This is a genomic window from Microbacterium sp. H6 (assembly GCF_003314775.1).
GTDB lineage: Bacteria > Actinomycetota > Actinomycetes > Actinomycetales > Microbacteriaceae > Microbacterium > Microbacterium oxydans.
Genome location: NZ_QOAY01000151.1, coordinates 20,309 through 23,387 on the forward strand (window position 1 = coordinate 20,309; position 3,079 = coordinate 23,387).

2 protein-coding genes and 1 pseudogene are annotated in these 3,079 nt (G+C 67.6%); all 3 read right to left on the bottom strand.

Annotation, left to right across the window (positions count from 1 at the left end):
- Window positions 1-300, bottom strand: a pseudogene (locus DSP71_RS23500) (ABC transporter); the annotation flags it as partial.
- A complete protein-coding gene (locus tag DSP71_RS09760) occupies window positions 297-1,238 on the bottom strand; it encodes an ABC transporter permease (protein ID WP_046749688.1) in 942 nt (313 codons plus the stop codon). The pseudogene DSP71_RS23500 and the gene DSP71_RS09760, both read right to left, overlap by 4 nt.
- A 70-nt stretch (window positions 1,239-1,308) precedes the next feature.
- Entirely contained in the window at window positions 1,309-2,838 is a 1,530-nt protein-coding gene (locus DSP71_RS09765; protein WP_227750922.1) for an ABC transporter substrate-binding protein, read from the bottom strand.
- Window positions 2,839-3,079: the final 241 nt, after the last annotated feature.

Consider the following 3,079-nt stretch of genomic DNA (forward strand, 5'->3'; position numbering starts at 1 on the left):
GATGAGCGCGCCCCACAGCGTCGTGCGGGTGCCGTAGATGAGGCGGCTGAGGATGTCCCGCCCCGTGGAGTCGCCACCGAGCAGATGCTCCGGTCCCGGTGCGGCCTTCGCGGCGGACAGGTCGACGAAGTTCGGGTCCATCGGTGCGAGCAGCGGGGCGAACACGCCCACCAGCACGATGAGCACGAAGATCGCGAGCGGGATGTACCCGCCGGGGTGACGGAGGAACCGCCGGAACAGGCTCGACCTCCGCTTCTGCGCCGCGCGGTCGAACGCGACCCTGATGTCTGTCGTGGTCATGCGACGCGCACCTTCGGATTGATCCAGCCGAGCACGAGGTCGAGCAGGAGGTTGATGAGGACGACGAAGACGACGGAGACGACCGTGATGCCGAGCAGCATGGGGATGTCGCCGTTCTGCGATGACTGGTTCGTGAGCTGGCCGAGCCCCGGGAGGCTGAAGATCTGCTCGACCACGATCGCGCCGGAAAGGAGGCCGACGAACATGAGCGCGATCACAGTGAGGGCCGCCGGCGAGGCGTTTCGGAGGATGTGCAGGTTGACGCGGGCGGCGGAGAGTCCTCGGCTGCGGAGAGTGCGTACCCAGTCCTGTCGGCTCTGCGCGATGACGGCGTTGCGCAGCTGCTCCGACACCGCGACGATGCCGCCCAGCGCGAGCGAGATCGCCGGAAGGGTGATGGAGCGCAGCCAGCCGTCGACGGACTGCGTCGGGGGCACGTAGCCCACGGCCGGGAACCACTTCAGCTGCACGGCGAGCCACATCACCAGCACGAGGCTGACCCAGAATCCCGGGAGTGCGAACAGCACGACGGAGATGCCCTTGATGATGCGGTCGAACCAGGTGCCGGGTCGGAGTCCGGTGATCATGCCGAACCCGATGCCGACGACCGCGGTGATGAGCGTCGCGAAGGTCACGACGCTCAGCGTCACCGGGACCTTGATCGCGAGCTGCGCGCTCACCGGTTGGAAGTTGCGCCAGGAGACGCCGAAGTCGAGCAGCACGGCGTGTGAGAGCCAGTCCCAGAACTGCACGAGGAGCGGACGGTCGAGACCGATCTTCTCGGCCAACGCCGCCTGCTGCGCTGGGCTCGCCGTGGTGCCGAGCAGGGATGCGGTCGGGTCGCTGATGGCCAGGTGCGCCAGGAAGAAGGTGCCGATCGAGACCGCGACGAGCAGGAGGATGCCGGACAGCACCCGCTTCGCCGTGAACACAAGCATGAGAACCTCGGGAGGGGTCGGAGGGGGCAGGACCCGGGGGCGGCCGTGTCGTGGCCGCCCCCGGAGGGCATCAGCCCTGGGTGATGTAGCGCAGGGTGGGGAACATCATCCCGACCACGGGCTGCAGCTGGATGCCGGGTGCCGTGTAGTAGATGTTGTTGGCCTGGTACCAGACCGACCACCACGCCTGATCGACGAGGGCCTTGTTGAGCTCCTTGACGGCGTCGGTCTGCGCGTCGCCGCGTTCCTTCTGCACCTTATCGACGAGCGGGGCGATGACCTCGTTCTGGGCGTAGTCGGGTTCGGGGTTGAACCACTGCACGCTGGTGACCTGACGGGCCACCGTCGCGACGTCGTTGCCGTCCATCGCGAGGAACGAGATGAACATCGGGTAGTTCGGCGCGTTCAGCTGGTAGTCGGGCATCTGCATGTTGTCCCAGGTGACCGTGACACCCAGCTCGTTGAGCGCCTGCTCCGCGGAGGGCTTCCACATCTCGAAGATCGGCGACATGGGCATCGAGATCGCGAACCCGTCGGGGTAGCCGGCGTCGGCGAGCAGCTTCTTGGCCTTGTCCATGTTGTAGGCGTAGGTCTCGTTGAGGGCGGGGTCGTTGACTGTGCCGCCGTCGGGGAACACCTGGTTCGTGGCGACGCCGGCGCCGCTGCCGACGGCGGCCAGGATCGCGGCGCCGTCGAAGGCGTAGTTCAGGGCCTGGCGCACCTCGAGCTTGCCGAGGGGCTCGCTCTTCGCGCCGGTGTGGTCGGTGATGACGAGTCCGGCCCAGCCGGAGACGCGCTCCGCGGTGTTCCAGCCCTGCTGCTTCGCCTGCTCGAGGTTGGCGACGTCGCCGTACTGCACGTTGATCTGGCCGCTGAGCATCGCGTTGTGTCGGGCGGTGGCGTCGGTGATCGGGTAGATCGCGAGCTCGGAGAACGGATAGGTCTCGGCATCCCAGTAGTCGGCGGTCTTGGTGAAGTGGTACTCCGCACCGGCGACGCTCGTGGCGCTGTCGAGGACGTACGGGCCGGAGCCGATCGGCTCGCTGCCGAGTGTTCCCGCCTCGATGGCCGCGGGCGAGGCCACGTAGCTGCGGCCGAGGCCCATGAAGTAGAGGATCGTGTCATCGCGCTGTGTGAGCACGATGCGCACGGTGTCGTCGTCGACCTTCTCGAACGAGGCGACGTTGACGTAGGCCTCCCCGGAGCGCGCTCCGGCCTTCAGGTACTCGAGGCTGGTGATGACGGCGTCGACGTCGACCGGGGTGCCGTCGCTGAACACGGCGTCGGTGCGGATGTCGAGGTCGATGCTCAGGTCGTCGTCGGCGACCGTCCAGTCTGTGGCCAGCGACGGGATCGGTTCGCCGTCGGCGTCGAGGGCGATCAGGGCGTCGTAGACCGCGGAGAGGTACGGACCGTCGAAGCCGATGTCGGCGAGGGAGGGATCCCACGACGTGATGTCGAGGAAGTTGCCGATGTTCAGGGCGTCGGGGCCTTCGGCAGCACTGCCGTCGGACGGGGAGGGCGTTGCGCCGCCGCTGCAGCTGGTGAGCGCGAGGGTCGCGGCCACGGCTGCGGCGAGCGCGAGGGGCATTCGTTTCATGGTTCCTTCTCTCGGGTGCAAGGGTGGTGAAGAAGGCTCGGAGTGCCGCTGGCCGGTAGCCGGATCCGGCGTCACCTCGATGTGTCGCGCTGGTTAGTCTACAGGTGTGGAAAAAGAGCGCAAGGGTGATTCTTGCCACGGATGCCCCACCCCATGCCCGGGGGCGCACCGGGCTTGTCCGAGCGCGCAGGCATAGCGGCAGATCGGCACCCCGTTCAGCCGACGCCCGCCTCAGGCAGCG